Here is a 17,462-nt window from a genome sequence, read left to right on the forward strand (position 1 = left end):
GTATTGTACATGATAATATTGATAACAAACGATGATGGCTTTGGAAGTGAAGGAATAAAATTACTCAAAGAGATTGCACGAAATTTTGCATCAGAAATATGGATAGTGGCACCAGATACTGATAGAAGCGGGGCTGCAAGATCTCTTGATTATCCAGTGAAACAATCTATTGGAATAAAACAACATAGTGAAAGGGAATTTAGTGTGTCTGGTACTCCTGCAGATTGTGTCATTATTGCGCTAAATAAAGTTATGAATAAAAAACCAGACTTAATATTGTCCGGAGTAAATATTGGATCAAATGTCGGGGACGATATTTGTTATTCAGGAACAATTGGTGCTGTAATGGAAGGTGCTGCAAGGTCTATACCTTCTATTGCGCTGAGCCAAGTTTATCATGATAAAATAGACTGGCACAATACAAAGGTTTTTGCACCAAAGGTTATTGCCAAGCTAGTTAAGGTTGGTTGGCCTAAAAACATAGTGATGAGTGTAAATTTTCCTGCTACGGAAAAAGTAAAAGGAGTAGAATTTGCTGAACAAGGTGAATATAACATTGATGGGGATTTAACTTTTACTGAAAATTCGAATGGCTCTTTTAGCTTAAATTGGTCTCGAGAGCACTCAGGCAGTGGTAGTGTAAATAAAATAAAAGAAGGATTTATTACTATCACACCAGTAAAATTAGATTTTACAGATTATGATACATTGAATGCTATGAAAAATTCTTGTGCAGACGAATTTTCTTCTATAGCTGACTGAGAAAAACATTTGCATTGCTCCTAATTAGATGTTTTCTATTGTGTTATCGCGAGCAATGTATCTGTTCAGGGGAGTGGCTAATGTGCAAATATTGAAGCAAAGTGCGTGACACACAGCTGTACGAACATTTGTTTGCAAAGGCAGTATGTTAAGTGTTATAGCCGATTTTGCCTCAAACACAAAGGTGTCATCCCAGTGCCCAGACACTGGGATCCAGAAAAATTGATTGTAAACAAACGCACTATACAACATTTTCGATCAAAAGCTGGATCCCAGTGTCAAGCACTGGGATGACACCCATTTGTTGTAAACTCACTTTTACTCTATGGTTATACTACCTTGCCGCTATCCTGAACGGATACAAGCAAAGTGCGTGACACACAGCTGTACGAACATTTGTTTGCAAAGGTAATTTGCACAACAAATGGTGTCATTCCAGTGCTTGACACTGGAATCCAGATACGATTTCATCATATAAATCTTTCCATTCATGATTTGTTTTTTCAATTAAGTTTATTTTCCATTTTCTCTGCCAGCTTTTTAGAAGCTTTTCTTTACTAATTGCTAAATTTATGTCTTGAAACTCCTCAAAGTAGACTAATTTACTAACATTGTACTTTGACGTGAAACCGGAAATGGCTTTGCTTTTATGCTCCCAAATTCGTTTGATTAAATTTGATGTTATACCTATATACAGGGTTCCATTTCGTTCACTTGCAAGTATATAAACATAATAATTTTTCATATATAGTAACCTGGATCCCAGTGTCTGGGCACTGGGATGACACCATTTATTGTAACTCACATTTACTCTATGATTATCTTTTTAGATCACCTTGTCTACCTATTTTGCCACTCTGCTGAACGGATACCGAGCAATTATTTTTTCTTCACCTGTATCCATGTTTTTAATCTTTAAAGTTTTACTACTCAATTCTTCATCACCAAAAATTAAGGCAGCTTTAGCATTTGCTTGATTTGCTTTTTTCATTCGGGTTCTGAGCGTTCCGCTATATTCATAGATTACATATAAACCATTTCTGCGCAATTCATTCGCAAGTGTTAGGGCATATTCTTCAGCCTCTCTACCGATTGGAATTAGGTAAATAGGTCGCTCTTCTTTCGGAGAATAATTGATTAACTCCATTATACGTTCAATACCTCCTGCAAATCCTATCGCTGGAGTGTGTTTTCCACCCACTGAAGATACTAAATTATCGTATCTTCCACCGGCAAAAACTGCCCCTTGTGCGCCTAAATCCTCTGTAACAAACTCAAACACTGTGTGGCAATAATAATCCAAACCTCGAACTAGTTTATTGTTTACGGTATAAGGTATATCAAGAATTGTTAATCCATTTAGTATTTGTTCAAAGAAATCTGAGGACTCTTTCGTATAATAATTGCTGATTTTAGGTGCACCAGAGATTATTAATCTATCTTTCTCATCCTTAGAATCTAGTATTCTGAGTGGATTTTTGATCAACCTATTTTTGCTATCTTCTGATAGATCATTTTGGTACTTTGTAAAGTATAAGATCAAAGCTTCTCTATACTTAGTTATTGTTTCACCATCACCTAAAGAGTTGATTTCCAGCTTTACATTTTTATTGATGCCAAATTTAGTTAGTAAGTGCTGAGCGAGTGATATCAATTCAATATCAGCTTTTGGATCTTCTATGCCAAAAATCTCAAAATTTATCTGATGAAATTGCCTTTGTCTTCCCTTTTGCGGTCTTTCATAGCGAAATGCAGGTCCTGTTGAGAATAATTTTATCGGTGTTTGCAGTTTTTTTTCAATGAGTAGCCTGACAATCGCTGCAGTGAACTCAGGACGTAAAGTTATGCTCTTTCCTCCTTTATCATTAAAGGTGTACATCTCTTTAGTGATGATATCTGAGCTATCACCTAAGGTTTTTGTAAAAACCTCCGTGTACTCAAATATTGGAGTTTGGGCGGGCAAAAAGCCGTATAAACTTGAGATTCTGTTTGCTGTTTGCTCTATGTATTTAAACTTGTACCATTCATCAAACAGGAGATCTTTTGTTCCTCTAACCGTTTGATTAGTCATAGTGTGGTCTCTATACCTGCAACCTCTGGTATGTGGTAGCTCAGCATATTCTGCACTCCTTGCTTTAAAGTAATTGCAGCACTTGGGCATCCAGAGCAAGCTCCTTGTAACTCAACATAAACTATTCCATCTTTATAGCCACGAAATTTGATATCGCCACCATCTTGAGCAACTGCAGGTTTGATGTAACTTTCCATCAATTCTTTTATTCTATTTACAATTTCTATATCATTTTTATCAAAAAATTCTTCATCTAGTATATTATTATCATTCACTCCTTCTTTATCTAGTGCTTTTCCACCTGAAGTAAAGTGATCCATAATTGTAGTTAAAATTTCTACTTTTAATATATCCCAATTAATCCCACCAGATTTTGTCACTGAAATAAAATCATGGCCAAAAAACACTCTTACCACATGTTCTATTTGAAAAAGATTTGCTGCTAACTTGGAGTTTTTTATTTCATCTGCATTTGAAAAATCAGCCGTTTCTCCTTCGTTTAGAATTGCAAATCCAGGAAGAAATTTCAGTGTGTTTGGATTAGGTGTTTCTTCAATCTGAATGAACATGTTATTTACCATGACGATTATAATTGTTACTATTTAATCATAAAATGATAAAAAAATATACATGTCATTCATCTTTTTCCTTTTTCTGATATTCATAGTGATTACATTTATTCTGCCTAGTGTTTTTGTATTTTTTCTCTTCCTGACAAAAAAAAATAACGTAAGTTTCATAATGAACTCTATATTGAGTAAGTTTTTGAACGAATTTAATAGCAGTAGAAGTTGTACTGAAAATTACACCGGTGATAACATGTCCAAAGATGAAGCATTAAAGATACTGGGGCTGAATCCTGAGGCCAGTCAAAATGAAATCAATAAAGCATATCAAAATTTAATGAAGTTAGTTCATCCAGATAAAGGAGGCTCGGAATATTTTGCGCAAAAATTAAACGCAGCACGTGATAGGTTGCTAAAGAAGTAGTAATTAGTATTACTTTAAACTTTTTATTGTGCGTAGAGGATAAGCTGCTACAATAAAATGAGTTAAAGATAGCAATATTCAAAAAACTTTAAGTTATGCAGGAAGATAACAAAAAAGAAACAATAAAAGAAGAAAAAGGCATATTAGGGTGGATAGAATATAGACTGCCTATATTTTCTTTTCTAAGACACACTGCTTCTTACCAAGTGCCAAAAAACTTAAATTATGCTTGGAATTTTGGCTCTTTGGCTGGTATAGCGCTAATTTTACAAATAATAACAGGTATATTTCTTGCTATGCACTACACTCCGCATGTTGATTATGCGTTTAATAGCGTGGAGCGTATAATGCGTGACGTGAACTATGGATGGCTGATACGCTACACTCATGCTGTCGGGGCATCGCTCTTCTTTATGGTAGTCTATGTTCATATAATGCGTGGGTTATATTACGGATCTTACAAGAAGCCACGGGAGATGGTGTGGTTTGTTGGTATATTTATATTTTTTGCAATGATGGCAACTGCCTTTATGGGATATGTATTGCCTTGGGGGCAAATGAGTTTCTGGGGTGCAACAGTTATAACCAACTTATTTTCTGCTATACCTTTAATTGGCAATAAAATAGTTATATGGTTATGGGGTGGTTTTTCAGTGGATAACCCAACGCTTAACCGTTTTTTCGCTCTGCATTATCTTCTGCCTTTTGTTATTATTGCTTTAGCTATGCTTCATGTGATAGCTCTGCATAGGTTTGGCTCTGGTAACCCAAGTGGAGTGGAGGTAAAATCAGATAAGGATACCATTCCTCTCTATCCTTATTATATAGTCAAGGATTGCATAACTTTTGGTCTGTTTTTTGTAGCTTTGTTTGCATTTGTTTTTTATGCTCCCAATTATCTTGGGCATCCAGACAATTATATAGAAGCTGACTCTATGGTAACTCCGGTACATATAGTGCCAGAGTGGTATTTTTTACCTTTTTATGCAATGCTACGTTCAATTCCAGATAAACTTACTGGTGTGCTTACTATGTTTGCATCTATTTTAGTTTGGTTTCTGTTACCTTGGCTTGATAGATCAAAAGTTAAAAGTGGTGCTTACCGCCCGGTATTCAAGAAATTTTTTTGGGTTTTTGCAATAAATTTTGCACTTCTTGCCTGGCTTGGAGGACAAGAGGTGAAAGAGCCTTACATCACTATGAGTAGGCTATCCACTCTTTATTATTTTGCATACTTTGTAATAATTTTACCACTGCTTAGTAAATATGAAAAGCCAGAAGAACCACCAAAAACCTTAAGTGATTCTGTGCCGGAGATGAAATAATGCTGGTTAAAAATATATTGGCTGTGTTTTGTGCATTATTCCTTACTAATTTTGTGTATGCAGAAGATTTTAAACCATCACCAAATAAAAAAATGGACTGGAAATGTGATGGAATTACTGGGTCTTTCGATAGAGAATCAATTCAACGTGGCTACAAGGTATATAAGGAAGTCTGTGCTGCTTGTCATTCAATGAATAGAGTAGCATTTCGTAATTTGCAAGACATCGGTTTTTCTGAAGAAGATGTAAAACAGATTGCGGCTTCTTACCAAGTTAAAGATGGCCCAAATGATATGGGTGAAATGTTTGACAGACCTGGAGTACCTTCAGACTATTTTATTGCGCCTTTTGATTCAAAAGAAGCAGCTGCAGCAAGCAATAATGGTGCTGTTCCACCAGACTTATCGTTAATTATTAAAGCAAGGCATGATGGTGCAAATTATGTCTATTCACTGTTAACAGGCTATCAAAACGGCGAACACGATGAAAATGATTTATATTTTAATTCGTATTTTCCAACAGGCAGATTAGCTATGGCGCCACCACTTTCTGAAGGAATGGTGGAATATGATGGTGCAAGACAAGCCACAGTTGAAAATATGGCATATGACGTGGTAAATTTTTTACAATGGGCAGGAGAGCCAGAATTAGAGCGCAGGCATAAACTTGGATTAAAAGTAGTGGCGTATTTTATAATTTTAACAGTGTTTTTTGTATTAACTAACAATAAAGTTTGGAGCAAACTCTATAAAAGGAAAAAATAGAATTTCTTACATCTATTTACATTCACTTTCATACCTTATTTACACTAGCAAGTGTATTATACAATAATAAACACATTATGAAAACATAGTAGGTAGAACTCATGGAATTTCAAATCACTACACATTTTCAACCAGATGGAGATCAACCACAAGCAATCGATGGCTTAATTGCAGGGCTAAATAGCAATAAAAGAGATCAGGTTTTGCTTGGAGTTACTGGTTCTGGGAAAACTTTTACTATGGCAAATGTTATTGCAAGAACAAATAGGCCTGCATTAATTATGGCACACAATAAAACTTTAGCAGCACAGCTTTATGAGGAAATGAAAGGATTGTTTCCCAATAATGCTGTTGGATACTTCATTTCTTATTATGATTACTACCAGCCCGAAGCCTATTTGCCACAAACTGATACTTATATCGAAAAAGACTCCGCAATCAACGAAAGAATTGACATGCTGCGTTATTCTGCCGTTTGCTCCCTTTTGGAGCGCAGGGATACGATCGTAGTTGCCAGTGTTTCCTGTATATACGGTCTTGGCTCGCCTGAAAGCTACCTCAGCATGACCATAACGCTTAGTGTTGGAAATGAAATTCGTATTAATGATTTCCTGAGCAACTTAACTGATCTCCAATACAAGCGCTCTGATGCCAGGTTTGAGAGAGGATATTTTAGAGTGCGCGGCGATATTGTTGATATATTTCCTTCCCATTATGAAAGTAAAGCTTGGCGTTTATCGTTATTTGGCGATGAAGTAGAAGAAATTTTTGAAATTGATGCTATGACCGGCAATGTTATCAAACGCATAGATAAAATCACCATTTTTCCAAATAGCTATCACATTACATCACGTGAGACCTTGTTGCAGGCAGCTCAGCTAATCAAAAAAGAGCTGCATGAACGCTTGGATTATTACTACTCGCAAAACAAGATTATTGAAGCAAAGCGCCTCGAGCAACGCACTAATTTTGATATCGAAATGATGAGAACAACAGGAATATGTAAAGGTATTGAAAATTATTCGCGTTATCTCTATGGAATGGAAGCTGGGGATCCACCGCCTACTTTGTTTGAATATTTACCCAAAGACGTAATTTTATTTGTTGATGAGAGTCATGTCACCGTTCCTCAGGTTGGTGCGATGTACAGTGGTAATGAGGCGCGTAAAAAGAAATTGATTGACTATGGCTTCAGGCTCCCTTCCGCTTTTGATAATCGTCCATTAAAATTTGAAGAATGGGAGGAAGTTAGGCCGCAGACTGTTTACATTTCAGCCACTCCCGGAAAGTATGAGTTGGCAAAGACCAATAATGTATTTATAGAGCAAGTTATCCGTCCAACAGGGCTTACAGACCCAATCTGCATTGTGAAACCAATAGAGAGTCAAATTGATGATGTAATTCATGAGGCACAAGTGACAATAGGGAAGGGATTTTGTGTTTTAATCACTACATTGACGAAAAAAATGGCTGAAAATTTAGCTGAATATATGAGTGAATTGAATATGAGAGTGAGTTATTTGCATTCGGATATTGGTGCGCTGGAGAGAATAGAAATTATATGTAAATTAAGATCTAAAGAAATCGATGTTCTAGTAGGTGTTAACTTGCTTAGGGAAGGTCTTGATATTCCAGAGTGTGGGTTAGTTGCAATTTTGGATGCTGATAAAGAAGGATTTTTGCGATCGGCAACTTCATTAATTCAAACGATCGGTCGTGCTGCACGTAATGCTGAAGGTAGAGTAATTTTATATGCAGATAAAATCACTGGTTCTTTAGATCGTGCATTAAGAGAGACCGAAAGAAGAAGAAAAAAACAAGAAGAACATAATATATTGCACAATATTGTCCCAAAGACTATAATAAAACCTATATCAAACACCTTACAGGAGAGGGCAATAGCAGAACCAAAAGTAAATACTAATAAGGATGATTTGAGAAAGCAAATGATAGAGCATGCTGAAAATTTAGAGTTTGAAGAAGCAGCAAGAATAAAAAAATTATTGCAAGGTTAAGTAATATATGATGTTATGGGCATAGCATGAAAGTGTAAACAACTAAACTTCCACTATTCTTCTTTTTATTTTAACTCATCTTTTTGAGCCTTTTGACAATATTTTAGAACTGAAGAAGGAAAGGTGTATTTTTTTATTGACTTATCTATATATTACAGTAATCACTGAAGAATTAGTGAGTAATGGTTATAGAATATGCATGGTGGGGTACCAAACAAGGAATTAAATGAAAAATTACGTAACATTTTAGGTCAGTTAGCAAGCAATAGCAATCTATTAGATCCTCCCAATAATATTCAACATATAATGTTTCTTCTAGAAGCAGGAGCTGATCCAAATATACAGAACCAAAATGGAAAAACTCTGTTACATTACGTTGCTGAACGTAACGATACTAACGGTATAGGATTTCTTTTAAAAGCAGGAGCTGATTCAAATGTGCAAGATCGAAGTGAAAAGACTCCATTTGAATATGTTACTGAACATGAGTGCCGTCAAGCTTTGAAGGATTTGGGTTATGATTTAGATGATTCTTATGAAAATGAAGGGAATCCGGCAACACCTGATAGTTCGGTAGGTGAAAGAAACGATTGTTCAAATAGCTCTGGTGATGATAGTCAGATAGAGTCTGTTAAATTGAGTGATTGTAACACAGAAGAGGATTCGGACTATTATTCAGATGATTCTCGTGAAAATGAAGGGAATTCAACAACACCTGATGGTTCGGTAGATGATTGTTCAAATAGCTCCGGTGACGATAATCAGATAATTTCTACTGAACCGAGTGATTGTGACCCAGAAGACGAGGATTCGAGCTGTAGTTCAAGTGATTATCTTTTTCTAGAAGACTCACTGTTAGCGAAGCTAGAAATACCATTAACTACAGATGAACAGGAGCTAATTGATAAGTTTTGTGAGAAGATAAGAGGTATGACAGCACAAAATAAACAAGAATCTGAAGAAAATATTCTAGAAAGTATTGAGAAAATAGTAGATGAGTACTTGAAGGAAGGAATAAGGTTAAATTCAAGTTGGAGTAATGGTAATGAAAAAGGTGATAAAGAAACTGTAACAAATTTAATATTTAAAGAAATGGAAGAAGTTATTGCTCAGCTTCGTGTGAATCCACGTTCTTCAACTGCAATGCTTAATACACATGATTATACCGATGAAAGTGATGGCGGCGAATATAAAGCTGACGAATGTAAAGCTGACGAATGTAAAGCTGATGAATGTAAAGCTGACGAATGTAAAGCTGACGAATATAAAGCTTCAGACATCATCATAAAAAGGATCACAAGTAATTTGTTGTTAAAAGGTGGAATGGGACAAGAATTTCTCTTCGGTGATACCGAGCTTACAAATAAACATTATGACTTTGATTATTTAGATGATCTCAATAAGCAATATAAGGATAGGAAAGAAGAGCTAAAGAGTATAGCATGTGAAGGTATTGTAAACAAAAGTAAGCAAACTCATGAGTATGACTTTAAAGCAGGAATAGATAATCAATATTTTTATATGAAATATCCACAAGATAGTATTATTGAACCTGTAAAAATTTTTAACAAAGCTGAAGCTTTAAAAGATAAAGCTTTAAATTTAAAAGTCGGCATACTTCAAATTGGGGAAAGTATAGTGAGAGTTGAAGGTACAAAAGATGGAAAAAGAAATTACACAGATGTCTTAAAAGGTAGCATTAAAATGTCTTTTACCACTGAGGTAGGAGAGATTAATATTTATCTAAGTCCTGGTAAGGAAGGTGGTAATAAAATAGAAGTAGAAATTGATGATGAGAGCGAAGCAAGGCTTAACAAGTTAAAAGCTGAGAAGAAAAGTTTAGGAGAAAACTGTCTTTTGGGAGAAAAAAGTGTTCTGGAAGCTATAGAAGATAAAGGTTTTAAGAAAAATGGTAATGTACCTACAGAGTCAATCGAGATTACTAAGGATGTTCCATTTACTGATCTTACGCAAGCTTGTTCGCAGCAAATTAACACAAGTGTTAAAGGCAGACAGTGATTATTGAAATAGTGCCACACAATAATAAGCTCACTCAAAATTGTTCCGATTTGGCAGGGTTGTTTTGCCGCACCAAGCGGTATGGCTTTAAGTATGAGTTTTAATGTTCCCAGAAACTCGCCACAGTGGATAGTACAGTATTTACAATGGGTAAAAAATTAACACCAGTGCTTTCAGGGTCAGCCTACTTAAGTGGCTAAGATATATCTAATGTAGCTTTATCTTTGCTTTCTGACAGTCTTTGTTGATACTCGTTTATCAGCCTTTCAGGCTCGTTCAATACACTCTGAATATAATATGTTGAAAATATTATGCCAGAGAGTATAATAAAATCTATATCAAATACTTTACAAGAAAAAGTGGTGGTAGAGGCAAAAGTGAACACTAATAAGAACCAATTTAAGGAAAGCGCATGCTAGAGCTTGAAAAAGCAGCAAGAATATTATTGAAAGGTTAAATGGCGTATGATATAATATATATAGTGTAAAGATGTAAATAATCTTATTGACATCTTTACATTAATAGTTCTTAAATGTTTAGTGCTGTAAAATTAAATTATTAAGTTTTATGAAGGGAGTAAAAATGGTAGAAAGCTTTCTAGGTAAGAACAAAGGCAGTAATTTTATTGAGGGGACAAAAACAATGAAAAATTTTTCAGATAATAATAAAAACGGTAGCTCAATCTTCCAAGGAAAAATCAGGGAGCAAGATTTCTCTGCGGAGCAGAAGTTAAATGAACTAAAAGCAGCCGTAGAGGAGCTTGCCAGACAAGATTTGCTCAGAAGGCTCGAGTGTGAGCGTCAGGCCTCTAGTTGTATCGATGAAATATCATCTCAAGCAGAGCTACATATCGAAGAAGATAATGAAGATTACTTCAATGGTGAAAGAGAAAGAGTACTCGGAGATTTCTGGAGTTTCTTTGAATCTCTCTTCAACCTCTTTGAAGTAAATGTAGATGATCCGAAAATCTACCAAATGCTCAAGGAGAAGAAAGAAAAAAATTGGCTTCTTTCGATAATTAAGTTTTTGCGTGACAAGCTTAAGGAGTTAATCAAGAAGATTTTTGCACGCGATTTAAGTTTCGATCAGAGGTTGGACAAAGAGATAAAAGAATTGCAGGAGAAATTAGGCAGTGGTGAGTTATCAGAAGAAGAGTTTGCAAGGGCGTTAGAAAGGTTAACTGCATTGCAAGATCTAACGCCTACGACAATGTTACAAAAAATAATATAGAGTTCAAAAGCGTGATTTCTAGGGAGTTTCTGCGCTCAAAGGCAAATTGAAAGCTTGAACCTAGAAGCTATACGAAAAGTCTGGTTGGTAGAAGTCATAGTCCTCGCGATTGAGTGTCATTCTATAACTTCCCCCTTACTATTACCCACAAATATGAACGTTTGTTGCATAGCTCTTAATGGCATAACTTTTGCTTGAAATAACTGTTTATATGGTATAACTTACAGCTTTTAGTTGCTAAAATTATAACTCTTAATTTAATAATTTTAATCTAATAATCTTTCAAGTTAATAAAATTATTTGAGTAAATACAATACCATGTCTTTATTTGTGGGTAATAGTAAGATTTTTAATATTGACATAAAATTAGTTGCCAAGAATACTATAATAGAGTAGATGTGAGTTTTAAAATTTTGCAAAAATTTACAGCAAAAAAGTTGGAAGCAGAACCCTTTTTAACTCATCTTTTTGAGATTTTTGACAATTTCTTAGAACTGAAGAAGGAAAGGTGTATTTTTTTATTGACTTACCCATATATTACGGTAATCACTGAAGAATTAGTGAGTAATGGTTATAAAATATGAGTGGTGGGGTATCAAGCAAGGAATTAAATGAAAGTTCACTTAACATTTTAGGTCAGCCAGAAAACGATAGTAATATTCAAAATATAACGTCTCTTTCAGGAGCAGAAGCTGATCCAAATATACAGAACCAAGATGAAAAATTAGGTGACATTTTAGATCAGTTAGAAAGCAATAGAGGTCTATTAGATAATCCCAATGATATTCAACGTATAATGTCTCTTCTACAAGCAGGAGCTGATCCAAATATACGGAGCCCAGATGGAAAAACTCTGTCATGTTACTTAGATGAAAAATTACGTGATATTTTAGATCAGTTAGAAAGCGATAGAGGTCTATTATATTATTATGCTAAACATATAAGTCTTCTTCTACAAGCAGGAGCTGATCGAAATACACAAAACCAATATGGAAAAACTCTGTCACATTACTCAAATGAACCATTACTTAACATTTTAAATGCGTTAGAAAGCAATGGAGATATATTAAATAATATTCAACATATAATTCTTCTTCTAGAAGCAGGAGCTAATCCAAATGTACAAAACCAAGAAGATGGAAAAACTCTGTTACATTACGTTGCTGAATGTAACGATACTGGCGGTATAAGGTTTCTTTTAGAAGTAATAAAAGCTAATCCAAATGTGCGAGATCAAAGTGGAAAGACTCCGTTAGATTATGCTGCTAAAAATAACTGCCTTCAAGCTAGAGAACTTCTTTTAGGAGCGGGTGCTAATCCAAATGTGCAAGATCAAAGTGGAAAGACTCCATCTGAATATGCTACTGAAGATGAGTGCCGTCAAGCTATTGAGGATTCGAGCCATAGTTCAGATAATTCTCATGAAAATAAAGGGAATCCGGCAACACCTGATAGTTCGGTAGGTGAAAGAAACGATTGTTCAAATAGCTCTGGTGATGATAGTCAGGCAAAGCCTGCTGAATTGAGTAATTGTAACACAGAAGAGGATTCGGACTATTATTCAGATAATTCTCGTGAAAATGAAGGTAATCCGACAACACCTGATGGTTCGGTAGATGAAAGTAATGATTGTTCAAATAACTCTGGTGATGATAGTCAGGTAAAGTCTGTTAAATTGAGTGATTGTGACTCAGAAGACGAGGATTCGAGCTGTAGTTCAAGTGATGATCTTTTTCTAGAAGACTCACTTTTGATGAAGTTAGAAATACCATTAACTACAAGTGAAGAGGGGCTAATTAAAGGTTTTTATAAGGAGATAATAGATATAACAAAAAACAAACAAGAACCTGAAGAAAGTATTCTAAAAAGTATTAAGAAAATAGTAAATGAGTACTTGGAGAAAGGAATAAGGTTAAATTCAAGTTGTAGTAATGATAATAAAAATGGCAGTGAAAAAGGTGATAAAGAAACTGTAACAAATTTAATATTTAAAGAAATAGAAGATGTTCTTATTAGTCGTGTGAAACCACGCGATGAAACCAGAGAGTATAGAGGAAGGGTTAATGATATTCCCGAACAAGAAGATAAAGGTAAAGATAAAGATGAAGCTTCAGACATCATGGAAAGCATCATGGATGATTTATTGTTAAAAGGTGGGAAAGCAAAAGAATCTTTCTTCACCGGTACTGAGCTAGCACAAAATTATAACTATTCTTATATGAATGCTCGCAATAAAAAATATAAAGAAATTGAAAGCAAGCTAATAAGTATAGCATATGAAGGTATCGTAAACAGAGATAGGCAAGCTCAAAAGGAGGAGCTAGAGACAGTGGAGATAGATAATCAATATTTTTATATGAAATATTCACAAGATAGTATTATTGAACCTGTAAAAATCTTAAACAATGAAAAAGCTAAAGAGTTAAAATTAAAAGTCGGCATACTTCAAATTGGGGAAAGTATAGTGAGAGTTAAAGGCACAAAAGATGGAAAAAGAAATTATACAGATATCTTAAAAGGTAGCATTGAAATGTCTTTTACCACTGAGGTAGGAGAGATTAGTATTTATCTAAGTCCTAGTAAGGAAGATAGTAATAAAATAGAGGTAAAGATTTGTGAGGAGAGCAGAACAAGGTTTGACGAGTTAAAAGCTAAGAAGAAAAGTTTAGGAGAAAATTGTCTTTTGGGAGGAGAAAACGTTCTGAAAGCTATAGAAGATAAAGGTTTTAAGAAAAATGGTAGTGTGTCTACAGAGTCAATCGAGACTACTAAGGATGTTCCATCTACTGATCTCACGCAAGCTTGTTTGCAGCAAAAGAAAACAGCAATGGCTCCACCAGGTTAAGTTAATGTATTTTTCAGGATAAGATTTTAAAAAATTAATCATGAATGTTCATACGTGTTAAATTAGAGCAGATGGTATAAAAAGCAACAATTAACACAAGAGCTAAAGGCAAATAGCGATCTACCGATTATTGAAATAGTGCCACACAATGACAAACTCACTCGATTTTATCAAATTGTTCCGGTGATAGAGTCTGGCAGGGTTTTTCTGCCACAGCAAGCGGTATGGCTCAATGATTTTGAGTATGAGATTTTAATGTTCCCAGAAGCTCGCCACGATGATCAAGTGGACAGTACGGTACAATATTTACAATGGATGAGAAAAATTAACACCAGTGTTTTCAGGGTCAGGGATTTTGGCCACAATCCTAATAAAACACTTGGGTGGCTCAGAGCAGTGGATTAGACCTATTGGCTTCTAGATTTTTTTGCGGGAGAGCACGGCTGTTCGATCTTAGTAGCATCCAGGCCTGTGGATATTCTCAAATTTTCCACACTTAATTCTAGAGTACGTTTTGGCGATTTTCCTCCAGTATTCTCATAATCCATAGACTCATAACCACTTGTTTTCCCCTCAGCTTTAGAGCTTACGTTTTCAGCATCAGTTGCCTCTCCTGAAGAGATACCGCTATCTTTATTATCTTCGAGCTTCCCCTTTTTAGCTACTGATGTACCTTTAGCAGGCCATCGCTCTTCCCTAAACGACTTTACTTCCGAACCATCATAACCACGGTCAATCCAGTATCCACCTTCGTCTTTTGTAATTGAAATATATTCTAATACGCTTTCATCGGGATAACAGGTTTCAATTGCTTCTTTAGGGGATAACCCATGTTCTCGTACCTGGGAATTTACCCATTTGTCCTTTTTAGATTCCACATCCTTTTTGACGATGTCAATGTTGATATCTTTTATTTCTAATTTTCCCGCATACTCCCAAATAAAAAGTTTTTTTAAGTTAAGTAAGGCACCACGACTTATATTAGCAACAACTGTTGTTTCTTGGTTTTTCTCACAATTAGAAAGAAATTTAAATGGAAACTCATTGAGATCATAGGCTTCTTTCTTATTGACACGATACTCTTCTTTCGTTTTATCTATTACTTCCTGTAAATATTCTTTTACATTAACACTATCATCAATTAAACTAGCAATCTTCCCATTTTTTACAATAAAGTTAGTATGAGGAGGATCCAAAGCATAATTATTTAAGTTAAACGAATAAAGCAATGCTTTAGACAACTTTTCTTCTTCCTCGGTAAGAGGTTTATCACTAGTTCTCCGTTCACTAGCACCTCTCCATGATGAAGGTCCACTCTGTGAAAATGACCATAAACTTGGAGCCGGTGATGACCAAAAGCCTATTGGCTGAGACCAAGCACTAGTCCCTGCTTGCACATTTTGAACAGCACCTACACATTTCGATGAATGTGGATTAGTCACAGAAGAACTCAGATGTGACCGTGGCAGGAACTCTCTACTCGTTCCAGGAACATCCAACTGATTTACCGGAAGCAACACAGGGAACTTTTCTGATCCTTGCCTGGGAGAATCCTCTAATGCTCCATCGGGACTCCGCGTGGGAAACTCCTGTGTCGGTGATGATAATTGAGTTAAGCCAGAACTTGGACCACCACTTGAAGAACCAGAATCCTTAGGTTTCGGAGGCGAATTACTATCATAACCACTATCTGTGTCTGCTTTCCTTTGGTTGGGCGGTGTTCTTGGTGGTTCTGCATGCGTAGGAGAATTGAATGGAGAAGTTACTGTTGAGGAGGATCGACTCGAGCCACGTCTCTTAAAATTCTCAAGATCAACTGCAAATTCAAAACGTCCGTTTCTTTCATTATATGCAATTGGAGACTCCATAATTTTAGGAAGTAACTGAGCAATTCCTTTATTAGAGAAAGCATAAACTGGCTCTTTACAATTAGCAAATTGTGGATTTGCAGTTTTGCCTCTAATATCACTTATACAATGAAAACCATTAAATATTCCATTAATTTTTGATGCATTCCTAGAACTTAAAGTTTCAAACTGACCATCATCCATTTCTATTAAAGGTATAAGAACAAAACTATCACCGTTTTGTATCTTCTTTTCGTCTGTAAAAATATCATAATCATAAGTGTTAATGAATTTTCTCACCCGTTTAGACATTAGACTGCTAAGAACATCTTTAAAATTTTCGACTTTAGAATCCTCCTTGCCTGGAGTTCTAAAATAAAACGCTATTTCTTTTTTAACATATTCTGTTACACTCTTGACTACCTTATCACTCACATCTTTAATATATAACATATCATCTTTATATTCATAAAAGTCTGAACTCTTAACATGGCATTCTTTTAATCTTGAGTTAAATTCTTGAATATACATCTCTTTAACCATTTCAAAAGTCTCTGAATCATCTAGGTATTCATCGCTAAAAGCTATACAGTACAAATAAGGCTTACCTATTGCTCCTGTTCCAACAGTTCCTTTTATCCATTCATATGCTTCTTTCTTAGTTATCCCTGCTTTTTGTAGACGTGCAACCACTTTGGATATCACAGCCCTCTCAAACTCATTAGCAAAATTAATCTTCAAGTTATGAATTACTGCAGGATCCGTAGAATCTGCAAGCTTTACTTTTACTATGCCATTACCTAAATACTCTTTATCAGGATTAGCACCTAGAACAAATGGAAAACAGTTCAAATTATAGAATGCACCTGCTACTTTAGTTCCACTAAGATAGTGCCGCTCTACTATCTCCTCTCCTATTCTTCGCAGATATTCTCCTATATTAGTACCGCTAGCAAATAAACCAACAATCTTTTTACCTTCTACAGTAAAATTAGCATTGATCTCATCAGAAAAATAATTATTTAAGTTAAACGCATTAACCAGCTCTTTTGTAGAATTACCCATAACTACCCCTACTAAAATTGTGATGAAACAACATTACTTACTTTTACTTTTATTACTGTCAGCACCAGTAGTGCTGCTACTACCCAATTGCGAGCTAGGCTTGCTACTTTCACGTTCACGTTGCCGTGCTTCTCTCTCATGCTTATCAGGACCAACTCTTTCAAACCTGTCACTTGGAATCACCCTATTACCCCTACTTTCTTTATCGTTATTACCATGCATATTACTCTCCAGTAAAAATATTATGTAATTAATATACTAAAAATAAAATTAAGTGCAAGCACTTTTTTGTATTTTTTTTCAAAAAATTTTATTCACTCTTTTTCATAAAATTCAGTTTTCTAGATTCCGCTAACACGTAGCGGAATGACGAACTGTCGACATCTGTCTATATGCCCCTGGATTCCAGTGTCACGCACTGGAATGACAAGAAAGGGACACTGGGATCTAGTCTTTTTTCCATCAAAAACGCTCTCTTTTAACATAAAACCCTACACTTATCAAACCTAATGTACATTCTGGATTCCAG

Annotated in this window: 15 protein-coding genes and 2 pseudogenes; 12 read left to right on the forward strand and 5 right to left on the reverse strand. The window is 35.3% G+C overall.

Annotation, left to right across the window (positions count from 1 at the left end; translation table 11 throughout):
- Window positions 1-9 precede the first annotated feature (9 nt).
- Complete coding sequence (surE, locus tag OPR43_RS01450; RefSeq protein ID WP_265025776.1) at window positions 10-762, forward strand: 5'/3'-nucleotidase SurE; 753 nt, start codon at window positions 10-12, stop codon at window positions 760-762.
- A 105-nt stretch (window positions 763-867) separates the two neighbouring features.
- Window positions 868-1,056, forward strand: coding sequence for a WPE palindromic element domain-containing protein (locus OPR43_RS01455; RefSeq protein ID WP_265035113.1), 189 nt, complete (start codon window positions 868-870; stop codon window positions 1,054-1,056).
- A gap of 136 nt (window positions 1,057-1,192) precedes the next feature.
- Here the strand turns inward: OPR43_RS01455 and OPR43_RS01460 are convergent, their stop codons facing one another.
- From OPR43_RS01460 to OPR43_RS01470, 3 genes are all read right to left on the reverse strand, one after another.
- Window positions 1,193-1,507: a GIY-YIG nuclease family protein gene (locus OPR43_RS01460; protein ID WP_265035625.1), complete on the reverse strand. Its 315-nt coding sequence runs from the start codon at window positions 1,505-1,507 to the stop codon at window positions 1,193-1,195.
- Between the two features lie 99 nt (window positions 1,508-1,606).
- Entirely contained in the window at window positions 1,607-2,833 is a 1,227-nt protein-coding gene (hisS, locus tag OPR43_RS01465; protein ID WP_265035114.1) for a histidine--tRNA ligase, read from the reverse strand.
- Window positions 2,830-3,402: a NifU family protein gene (locus tag OPR43_RS01470; RefSeq protein WP_265035116.1), complete on the reverse strand. Its 573-nt coding sequence runs from the start codon at window positions 3,400-3,402 to the stop codon at window positions 2,830-2,832. Before OPR43_RS01470 ends, hisS begins: the two co-directional genes overlap by 4 nt.
- A 172-nt stretch (window positions 3,403-3,574) precedes the next feature.
- Here OPR43_RS01470 and OPR43_RS01475 point away from each other — a divergent pair, with 172 nt between their 5' ends.
- The 9 genes and pseudogenes from OPR43_RS01475 to terL form a co-directional block, all read left to right on the forward strand.
- A complete protein-coding gene (locus tag OPR43_RS01475) occupies window positions 3,575-3,823 on the forward strand; it encodes a J domain-containing protein (RefSeq protein ID WP_265035117.1) in 249 nt (82 codons plus the stop codon).
- 95 nt (window positions 3,824-3,918) lie between these two features.
- Window positions 3,919-5,148, forward strand: coding sequence for a cytochrome b (locus tag OPR43_RS01480; RefSeq protein WP_265035119.1), 1,230 nt, complete (start codon window positions 3,919-3,921; stop codon window positions 5,146-5,148).
- Window positions 5,148-5,912, forward strand: coding sequence for a cytochrome c1 (locus tag OPR43_RS01485; RefSeq protein ID WP_265035121.1), 765 nt, complete (start codon window positions 5,148-5,150; stop codon window positions 5,910-5,912). The genes OPR43_RS01480 and OPR43_RS01485 overlap by 1 nt, the downstream gene beginning before the upstream one ends.
- Window positions 5,913-6,013: 101 nt before the next feature.
- Complete coding sequence (uvrB, locus tag OPR43_RS01490) at window positions 6,014-7,927, forward strand: excinuclease ABC subunit UvrB (protein WP_265035122.1); 1,914 nt, start codon at window positions 6,014-6,016, stop codon at window positions 7,925-7,927.
- 195 nt (window positions 7,928-8,122) lie between these two features.
- Window positions 8,123-9,946 carry an ankyrin repeat domain-containing protein gene (locus OPR43_RS01495; RefSeq protein ID WP_265035123.1) on the forward strand — a complete coding sequence of 608 codons (1,824 nt, stop codon included), beginning with the start codon at window positions 8,123-8,125 and terminating at the stop codon, window positions 9,944-9,946.
- 582 nt (window positions 9,947-10,528) lie between these two features.
- Window positions 10,529-11,143, forward strand: a pseudogene (locus OPR43_RS01500) (hypothetical protein); the annotation flags it as partial.
- Between the two features lie 431 nt (window positions 11,144-11,574).
- Window positions 11,575-11,760: a hypothetical protein gene (locus tag OPR43_RS01505; protein WP_265035124.1), complete on the forward strand. Its 186-nt coding sequence runs from the start codon at window positions 11,575-11,577 to the stop codon at window positions 11,758-11,760.
- Window positions 11,757-14,021, forward strand: a complete 2,265-nt coding sequence (locus OPR43_RS01510; RefSeq protein WP_265035126.1) for an ankyrin repeat domain-containing protein — start codon at window positions 11,757-11,759, stop codon at window positions 14,019-14,021. The genes OPR43_RS01505 and OPR43_RS01510 overlap by 4 nt, the downstream gene beginning before the upstream one ends.
- Window positions 14,022-14,105: 84 nt before the next feature.
- Window positions 14,106-14,426: pseudogene (terL, locus tag OPR43_RS01515) on the forward strand (phage terminase large subunit); the annotation flags it as partial.
- Between the two features lie 2 nt (window positions 14,427-14,428).
- Here terL and OPR43_RS01520 read toward each other — a convergent pair.
- On the reverse strand, window positions 14,429-16,933 hold the full coding sequence (locus OPR43_RS01520; protein WP_265035129.1) for a hypothetical protein: 2,505 nt from the start codon (window positions 16,931-16,933) through the stop codon (window positions 14,429-14,431).
- Window positions 16,934-16,966: 33 nt separating this feature from the next.
- Window positions 16,967-17,155, reverse strand: coding sequence for a hypothetical protein (locus OPR43_RS01525; RefSeq protein ID WP_265035131.1), 189 nt, complete (start codon window positions 17,153-17,155; stop codon window positions 16,967-16,969).
- A gap of 144 nt (window positions 17,156-17,299) precedes the next feature.
- Between OPR43_RS01525 and OPR43_RS01530 the strand changes: the two genes are divergently transcribed.
- Window positions 17,300-17,443: a hypothetical protein gene (locus OPR43_RS01530; protein WP_265035132.1), complete on the forward strand. Its 144-nt coding sequence runs from the start codon at window positions 17,300-17,302 to the stop codon at window positions 17,441-17,443.
- Window positions 17,444-17,462: the final 19 nt, after the last annotated feature.

It is taken from the genome of Wolbachia endosymbiont (group A) of Apoderus coryli (assembly GCF_947251615.1).
Lineage (GTDB): Bacteria > Pseudomonadota > Alphaproteobacteria > Rickettsiales > Anaplasmataceae > Wolbachia.

Bases quoted from the DNA above. Each gene is read 5' to 3' on its own strand.
- surE (WP_265025776.1), top strand. From the start codon at position 10: ATGATAATATTGATAACAAACGATGATGGCTTTGGAAGTGAAGGAATA.
- OPR43_RS01460 (WP_265035625.1), bottom strand. From the start codon at position 1,507: ATGAAAAATTATTATGTTTATATACTTGCAAGTGAACGAAATGGAACC.
- hisS (WP_265035114.1), bottom strand. From the start codon at position 2,833: ATGACTAATCAAACGGTTAGAGGAACAAAAGATCTCCTGTTTGATGAA.
- OPR43_RS01470 (WP_265035116.1), bottom strand. From the start codon at position 3,402: ATGTTCATTCAGATTGAAGAAACACCTAATCCAAACACACTGAAATTT.
- OPR43_RS01475 (WP_265035117.1), top strand. From the start codon at position 3,575: ATGAACTCTATATTGAGTAAGTTTTTGAACGAATTTAATAGCAGTAGA.
- OPR43_RS01480 (WP_265035119.1), top strand. From the start codon at position 3,919: ATGCAGGAAGATAACAAAAAAGAAACAATAAAAGAAGAAAAAGGCATA.
- OPR43_RS01485 (WP_265035121.1), top strand. From the start codon at position 5,148: ATGCTGGTTAAAAATATATTGGCTGTGTTTTGTGCATTATTCCTTACT.
- uvrB (WP_265035122.1), top strand. From the start codon at position 6,014: ATGGAATTTCAAATCACTACACATTTTCAACCAGATGGAGATCAACCA.
- OPR43_RS01495 (WP_265035123.1), top strand. From the start codon at position 8,123: ATGCATGGTGGGGTACCAAACAAGGAATTAAATGAAAAATTACGTAAC.
- OPR43_RS01510 (WP_265035126.1), top strand. From the start codon at position 11,757: ATGAGTGGTGGGGTATCAAGCAAGGAATTAAATGAAAGTTCACTTAAC.
- OPR43_RS01520 (WP_265035129.1), bottom strand. From the start codon at position 16,933: ATGGGTAATTCTACAAAAGAGCTGGTTAATGCGTTTAACTTAAATAAT.
- OPR43_RS01525 (WP_265035131.1), bottom strand. From the start codon at position 17,155: ATGCATGGTAATAACGATAAAGAAAGTAGGGGTAATAGGGTGATTCCA.
- OPR43_RS01530 (WP_265035132.1), top strand. From the start codon at position 17,300: ATGACGAACTGTCGACATCTGTCTATATGCCCCTGGATTCCAGTGTCA.